General features: G+C 52.8%; 6 protein-coding genes and 6 tRNA genes. 8 read left to right on the top strand and 4 right to left on the bottom strand.

Translation table 11 applies throughout. The annotated features are described in order from the left end of the window. Together OMR58_RS13230 and OMR58_RS13225 are read right to left on the bottom strand one after the other, a co-directional pair. A tRNA-Ala gene (locus tag OMR58_RS13230) sits at positions 1-76 on the bottom strand. Positions 77-124: 48 nt separating this feature from the next. Next, positions 125-200 (bottom strand) — tRNA-Ala (locus OMR58_RS13225). Positions 201-609: 409 nt separating this feature from the next. Here OMR58_RS13225 and OMR58_RS13220 point away from each other — a divergent pair. Both OMR58_RS13220 and OMR58_RS13215 read left to right on the top strand, forming a co-directional pair. Continuing rightward, on the top strand, positions 610-1,398 hold the full coding sequence (locus OMR58_RS13220) for a formate/nitrite transporter family protein (protein ID WP_200548105.1): 789 nt from the start codon (positions 610-612) through the stop codon (positions 1,396-1,398). Between the two features lie 157 nt (positions 1,399-1,555). After that, positions 1,556-1,909, top strand: coding sequence for a YfeC-like transcriptional regulator (locus OMR58_RS13215; protein WP_105593320.1), 354 nt, complete (start codon positions 1,556-1,558; stop codon positions 1,907-1,909). A 200-nt stretch (positions 1,910-2,109) separates the two neighbouring features. Here the strand turns inward: OMR58_RS13215 and OMR58_RS13210 are convergent, their stop codons facing one another. Next, the gene (locus OMR58_RS13210) at positions 2,110-3,009 is read right to left on the bottom strand and encodes an NAD(P)/FAD-dependent oxidoreductase (protein ID WP_264546163.1); all 900 of its coding nucleotides are present in this window, start codon (positions 3,007-3,009) and stop codon (positions 2,110-2,112) included. A 139-nt stretch (positions 3,010-3,148) separates the two neighbouring features. On the opposite strand from OMR58_RS13210, the gene OMR58_RS13205 reads away from it, so the two are divergent. After that, positions 3,149-3,622 (top strand): Rrf2 family transcriptional regulator, encoded by a 474-nt coding sequence (locus OMR58_RS13205; RefSeq protein WP_105593318.1) that lies wholly within the window; start codon positions 3,149-3,151, stop codon positions 3,620-3,622. A gap of 32 nt (positions 3,623-3,654) precedes the next feature. Here OMR58_RS13205 and gltX read toward each other — a convergent pair whose 3' ends face one another. Then, on the bottom strand, positions 3,655-5,064 hold the full coding sequence (gltX, locus tag OMR58_RS13200) for a glutamate--tRNA ligase (protein WP_105593317.1): 1,410 nt from the start codon (positions 5,062-5,064) through the stop codon (positions 3,655-3,657). 271 nt (positions 5,065-5,335) lie between these two features. On the opposite strand from gltX, the gene OMR58_RS13195 reads away from it, so the two are divergent. The 5 genes from OMR58_RS13195 to OMR58_RS13175 all read left to right on the top strand — a co-directional run bounded on the left by OMR58_RS13195 (position 5,336) and on the right by OMR58_RS13175 (position 7,211). Further along, a tRNA-Val gene (locus OMR58_RS13195) sits at positions 5,336-5,411 on the top strand. 41 nt (positions 5,412-5,452) lie between these two features. Next, a tRNA-Val gene (locus tag OMR58_RS13190) sits at positions 5,453-5,528 on the top strand. Between the two features lie 29 nt (positions 5,529-5,557). Beyond that, positions 5,558-5,633, top strand: a tRNA-Val gene (locus OMR58_RS13185). A 4-nt stretch (positions 5,634-5,637) separates the two neighbouring features. Then, positions 5,638-5,713 (top strand) — tRNA-Lys (locus tag OMR58_RS13180). 997 nt (positions 5,714-6,710) lie between these two features. After that, positions 6,711-7,211, top strand: coding sequence for an Lrp/AsnC family transcriptional regulator (locus OMR58_RS13175; RefSeq protein ID WP_264546162.1), 501 nt, complete (start codon positions 6,711-6,713; stop codon positions 7,209-7,211).

Below are 7,211 nucleotides of genomic sequence, written 5' to 3'. Positions count from 1 at the left end.
TGGTGGAGATAAGCGGGATCGAACCGCTGACCTCTTGCATGCCATGCAAGCGCTCTCCCAGCTGAGCTATACCCCCACTGCTAAACTCTGTTTTTCGGTGCCACCTGAATCTTCTGGTAAGATTTGGTGGAGATAAGCGGGATCGAACCGCTGACCTCTTGCATGCCATGCAAGCGCTCTCCCAGCTGAGCTATACCCCCAGTCCGAAAAACCGTGTCGTGTTGACGGCGGGGATAATATGAAACAGCACGGTTGGTGTCAACGGCAAATTAACAATCTGAGATCGATCGCTGAAAAAGACGCCAAAGCGATGATAAAAGCGTTAATTTCCTGTTTTAACCCCCTCACTGCGCCAGACTCATTACGACAGGTTATTATCACCAAGATTGGAGTTCCGTCAGGAATCCCCTAAGAATTCCCCTGGTTCAGCCACTTAGCTTTCGCTGTTAATTATTGGTAATTTTTATAAGTAAAGTTGCTTGTTTTTGTTAACTGAGCGTGCAAAACTTGCGCCCGAATTTGGATGCCGGGCCTTCTCTGCGCTGGATGCGCGCGTTTCAGCACGCGACGGAATCCGGCAGTTTATCATTACTAAAAATCAGAGCCCCCATGTCTTTGCACACACCAAAAGAAATCGCTGCTCTTGCCGTTCAGGCTGGCGTGGTTAAAAGTCGTTCATCCGTCTCTTCGTTATTAATTCTGGGTTTCATGGCCGGTGCCTTTATCGCCTTCGGCTTCCTGCTCTATATCCACGTTATTAACCAGCTACCTGCCGACTGGGGTTCCTTCGGCGTGCTGCTTGGCGCTGCTGTTTTCCCTGTAGGCATTATTATGACCATTCTGGCCGGCGGTGAGCTGCTGACCGGAAATATGATGCTATTACCTGTTGCCTGGTTTGCACGCAAAATTAGCGCACTAAGCCTGCTGCGTAACTGGTTCTGGGTCACTATCGGTAATTTTATCGGCAGCGTGGCAATTGCCTGGCTGTTTGGCCATATGATTGGCATGACCGAAGGTGATTACCTGAAGAAAACCGTAGCGATTGCCAGCGCGAAAGTTAATGCAGACTTTATGCACGCGTTTATTTCAGGTATTGGCTGCAACTGGCTGGTTTGCCTGGCAACCTGGCTGGCTTTTGCCAGTAAAGATGTGGTCGGTAAAATCTTCGGCATGTGGTTCCCGGTTATGGCCTTTGTGGCCATCGGCTTCCAGCACGTCGTAGCAAATATGTTTATCGTTCCTGCCGCAATTTTTGCCGGTTACCTGAGCTGGGCCGAATATCTGCCAAACTTTGTTGCCGTATTCCTCGGTAATACCGTTGGCGGCGCGGTATTTGTAGGACTGGCATATTACATCGCCTACCGTCCTCGCACCGAAGAAGTGGCTGTTTCCCGCTAATTTATCCTCCCCCGCGCGCCCGCTGCGGGGGAAATTTCCTATTGTTCCACGTATTTTTCCTTTCATTTGACTAAAGGTTAGTAATTTGTATTAGTTGTTCAAGTGATGAATTGTTGTAATATGTTCAATTACTTTGTTCGGCTAAAAGGGATAGATAGTGAAAAAGGATTGGTTAACGCCGGAAGAACTGGCACAGCAAACAGGTTTCAGCAGACAAACCATCAATAAATGGGTTAAGAAAGAGGGTTGGACAACCGCCCCAAAACCCGGAGTTCAGGGTGGGAAAGCCAGGATGATTTTTATCGATGAACAGGTAAAATCATTCCTTAAATCAACGCGTCACGCAACTGAACCCACGGCGCATTATCGCGTTAACCAGAGTTCTCTTTCTGCTTTACTGGTTTCATCGCTGCAACAGCTGAGCACCGATGAACAGGAAAAGTTGACGGCATTACTGCTGCGTGAAGGGATTCAGGGGATACTGCAAAGGTTAGGAATTCGTAACGTTTAACCAACCCGTTCTGCGACCAAACCGCTTCATGTCATTCGGTTAATTAACGCAGTAACTGGAGTAATTAAAGGGCTCATGATTTTCATGGGCCCTTTTTAATGGAGTGATTAGCGATAACCTGAATAGAAATACCACCTGAGCCACGCTTTACCTGATTTAGCCTGGCTGAGTGGCGGTGGAACTTTTCAACATCTTCCTGGCTAACGCACTTCCCGATAAATCAGCGAATGATGAACGGCACTACCCGTGCGTGCGCCCTCCCCGACGGCAATAGCGACTGTTCCTGCCGCTACCGTTGCATCACCGCAGGCAAACACGCCGGAAACGCTGGTTTCACGCATGGCATCAACCTTGATAAACGGCCCCGTCGGCCCCTCCTCAAATTCGCATCCTAATGCAGCAGCTATCGGACTGGCCATGCGGGTTCGCGGCTGGGTAAAGACCCCCGCCAGTTTACACACCCGCCCGTCGGCGAGCGTTATGTTAATTTGCGTATCGCCCCCCATCGCGATCACGGCCTCACGCTCCAGTAAGACACCGCGTGCTGCAAGCCCGGCAAGCTGCTCTGAATCAGGTTCGAATACCTGATTTAAAAAGAAGGTCGTTGGTCCCCAGTCGGGCAACATCATGGCATGATGAATAGCGCCGGGAGAAGCCGCCAGCACACCGATTGGACCACCGTTCAGCTCATAGCCATGGCAGTAGGGACAGTGAAAAACCTGTTTTCCCCAGCGTTCCTGCAGCCCCGGAATGCCGGGAAGTTCATCCACCACGCCAGTCGCCAGAATCAGCCGCAGACCATGAAAACTTCGCCCGTCCTGGGTGCTGACAATAAAACCACCCGCCTCTTTTTTCACCCCGATCGCTGACTGCGCAAGCCATTCAACGCTGGGATAGGCCATTAGCTGCCTGCGCGCTTCATCGGCAATCTGGCCCGGCTCGCGGCCATCCTGCCCTAGAAATCCATGGGAATGTCCGGCAAATCGATTACGGCGCAGGCCGGCATCAATCATCAGGATCTTACGGCGCGCACGTGCCAGCTGCAGACCCGCAGAAAGGCCAGCATAGCTGCCGCCAATAACGATCGCTTCAAAAGTCATAAGGTATCTCCTGTCTGGTTGACTCATCCGAATCAATATCGTCACAACATAAGTTACGTGATATCGCACTGTCAATCATCTCGTAACTTTTATTGTTTCATGTAATAATTCGTACAACTTTGCTCAGGATCGTACCGTTATGAGAAACGACACACGTCTGTCACGCATGCTTCACGTACTCATCCATATTGCACGCCATGAAACGGCCACCACTTCCGATACCATCGCGCAAATGCTGAATACCAACCCGGTAGTCGTACGGCGGACCATGGCCCTGCTGCGGGAACAAGGATTTGTACGCTCAGAAAAAGGTCATCGTGGGGGATGGATGCTGGCTAAGCCGCTGGCGGAGATCACCCTGCTGGATATTCACCAGGCTTTGGGATCGTCAACGATCTTTGCCATTGGATTATCCACCGATCATGCGGAATGCCTGGTTGAACAGGCCGTTAACGCGGCGCTTAGCGAGGCGTTTGATGCCGCTCAGGCGCTCCTGCTTGAACGTCTGGGAAGCGTAACGCTGGAACAGCTGGCGGAGGATTTTGAGCAACGCTTTGCGGGAGCTGAAAAAAATGCCGACCATCTGAGTGGCCGGCATTGTTTGAAGGGCTAAGTTATCTGGATAAAATCAGGTACAGACTGAAATCAGCCTTCGCGGGTGGCGATGAACGCCAGCGCTTTCTCAATACGCGCAATGCTGCGTGATTTCCCAATAGCCTGTACGGTAACGTCCAGACCCGGCGACTGCCCGGCACCGGTTACCGCAACGCGCAGCGGCATACCCACTTTACCCATACCGACTTCCAGCTCGTCCGCGGTCGCCTGAATGGCGTGATGAACGTTTTCTGCCGTCCAGTCAGCAACGGCTGCCAGCTTATCGCGTACCACTTCCAGCGGCTGACGCGCCACCGGGCGCAGGTGTTTCTTCGCCGCATCGGCATCGAAATCATCGAAGTCTTCGTAGAAGTAACGGCAGGATGCCGCCATCTCCTTCAGCGTTTTGCAACGCTCGCCCAACAGGGTCACCAGCTGAGACAGCTGCGGCCCCGTGCGGGTATCAATGTTTTCCTGCTCAATGTGCCACTGCAGGTGAGTCGCCACATATTCCGGTGCCAGAGTGTTGATGTAGTGATGGTTCAGCCACTGCAGCTTCTCGGTGTTGAAGGCGCTGGCAGATTTGCTGACCGCATCCAGATCGAACAGCTTTTTCATCTCATCGACGGAGAAAATCTCCTGGTCACCATGTGACCAGCCCAGACGTACCAGATAGTTCAGCAGCGCCTCCGGCAGGTAGCCGTCATCGCGATACTGCATTACGCCGACCGCGCCGTGGCGTTTGGACAGCTTTTTGCCATCGTCGCCGAGGATCATCGAAACGTGGGCGTAAACCGGCACCTGAGCACCGATCGCTTTCAGAATGTTGATCTGACGCGGGGTGTTGTTGATATGGTCTTCACCACGAATTACGTGGGTAATGCCCATATCCCAGTCATCGATAACCACGCAGAAATTGTAGGTCGGCGAACCGTCGGTGCGGCGAATAATCAGATCGTCCAGTTCCTGATTGCTGAACTCAATCGGGCCGCGGATCTGGTCGTCAAAAATAACCGAACCTTCCTGCGGGTTGCGGAAGCGGACTACGCAAGGCTCATCGTCAGCGTGATGCTCATGGCTATCGCGGCAGCGGCCGTCATAACGCGGCTTCTCGCCGTTCGCCATCTGCTGCTCACGCAGCGCTTCCAGACGCTCTTTAGAGCAGTAACATTTGTACGCGGTGCCGGCTTCCAGCATTTGATCGATAACATCGTTATAGCGATCGAAACGCTTGGTCTGATAGTACGGGCCCTCATCCCAGTCGAGATTCAGCCAGTTCATACCATCCATAATGGCATCGATCGCCTGCTGGGTTGACCGCTCCAGATCGGTATCTTCGATGCGCAGCACAAACTCACCGCCGTGATTACGGGCAAACAGCCAGGAGTAAAGTGCAGTACGAGCGCCGCCAACGTGCAGATAGCCAGTTGGGCTGGGAGCGAAGCGGGTTTTGATTTTCATTAATGAATGCCTTATTACGCGGATGCTTTGGCCAGAGTCAGGGCAAATTATGCCAGTCTGATTTTCGTGGCAGATATTCTATCACTCGCAGACGAATCCTCAACGCCAATCCCCACTTCTGCCCCGGTCATCGCGGTGATTTTCTTCGGCAAGCCTCTGTTTTTGCCTGAAATCAGAACATCCTGACTATTTTTAAGGCGAACTCACATTTTACTCATAAAAAGCGTTGACTCATTTTCGCGGATCCCTATAATGCGACTCCACACAGCGGGGGTGATTAGCTCAGTTGGTAGAGCATCTCCTTTACACGGAGGGGGTCGGCGGTTCGAGCCCGTCATCACCCACCATCTACTTCGGTAGGCTCGCAGTGTAGATAAGTAGTGAGATTGGGCGATTAGCTCAGTTGGTAGAGCATCTCCTTTACACGGAGGGGGTCGGCGGTTCGAGCCCGTCATCGCCCACCAATCTCAACTTATCAAAGCAGTAACGATATGGGTGATTAGCTCAGTTGGTAGAGCATCTCCTTTACACGGAGGGGGTCGGCGGTTCGAGCCCGTCATCACCCACCATATCGGGTCGTTAGCTCAGTTGGTAGAGCAGTTGACTTTTAATCAATTGGTCGCAGGTTCGAATCCTGCACGACCCACCAGTGTTAAGAAGGCGCCCTAAAGGCGCCTTTTTGCTATTTGTGATTTGTGATTCTGGCTGGGTGAGCGCCCAGGTCCACGTCGCTGCTGCGGTTGCGGGCGGTCCTCGCGTCACGCTTTGCGTGATACCTTCGGCAACAGCCGCGTGCCTCCCGGACCGGCCTGGAGCGGGCGTCCTGCCCGCGCCACGCCTGATGGCATCGTCCCTGCTGCCATCTCCTGTCCCACGGCTATCACCTCAGCGCTGCGGATTGCCCTCCACTCGCAGCAGCGACGTTCCCCCTTTACGTAACGCGAACGCGGCTTTCAAACAAAATCCAGATCTGCTGAACGGCTGACTTTAAACTCCCCAGAGTATCGTGCTGGCTGTTTTTTTCGCAGTTTGTATATTTCCGCAGGCAACACAGCAGGCTGGCCGGTCCACCGACCGGATAATCCGCAGCGCTGAGCGAAGAGAGGAAGCCAGGATTTGAATCGCCTATGCGTCTGCTGTCAGAACGTTTAATTCAGGAACAGACATAACCAGGCAGATTCCCCTTGAACGTCGCGATCGTTATTTTTTGCATCTGTCATGGGCTACGAAAGCAATACAGCAGGCTGGCTGTGCCCCCGAAAGGGCAATCCGCAGCGCTGAACGGAGAGAGGAAGCCAGGATTCGCCTGCAGGACGCGGGCGAAAGACAAAGCCGGGCCATGGACGGCCCGTCTTTGGCGGTCCGACAGGCTGACGAGCGAAGTGATGGGACCGCAACGCGGCGCGAGGACCGCCCTCTCGGGGGCACAGCCAGCCAGCGCAACCTCCATAGCCCAAAAAAGCACCCAGCATTCAGCATTCAGCATTCAGCACCTCAAATTACCCATATCTGACTTCATAGCCAGAAAACTCAACTTAGCCCATCGCGGCTTAGATACCTCCCCTCACCCACTGTGTTAAAGTTCCCGAACCCAATGATTAAAACACTCGCCAAACTGGCCATTAAGCACCTAACTCACAGAAGAAATGAGAAAAAAAATCACCAAAAACGACCTGGACCGTTTCGACCTCGCGATCCTCGACATCCTGCAAAGCAATAATCGCCTGCCGCATTCGGCCATAGCAGAACAGGTGGGGCTTTCCACACCCTCAATTCAACGGCGCATCAGCCGACTGGAAGAGAAAGGCGTGATTAAAAGTCATGTTGCGGTGATCGATACGGCAACGGTGGGGAATCCGATCACCGCGGTGATTGAATCGCGGCTGGTTGAAGATCGCAGCCTGGTGATGGATCGGGCGAAACGCTATTTTCGCAATGTGGAGGAGATCCAGCAGTGCTACTTCGTTAACGGCGGCGTCTCCTTTATCATCATTATGATTTCCCGCGATTTACAGCACTTCGAACAGCTGGTCAGGCAACATTTTGCCGATAACATGGATATTCTGACCTACCGCACGCTGATCGTACTCGACCCGGTGAAAACTGGCCTGAAAATTCCATTATTCGATCTGGACGACAGGCCATAA

The sequence above is a fragment of the Erwinia sp. INIA01 genome (assembly GCF_025947915.1).
Classification (GTDB): Bacteria; Pseudomonadota; Gammaproteobacteria; order Enterobacterales; family Enterobacteriaceae; genus Erwinia; species Erwinia coffeiphila.
Note: the sequence above shows the minus strand (reverse complement) of the source record. Positions and strands in the feature narration are given on the sequence as shown.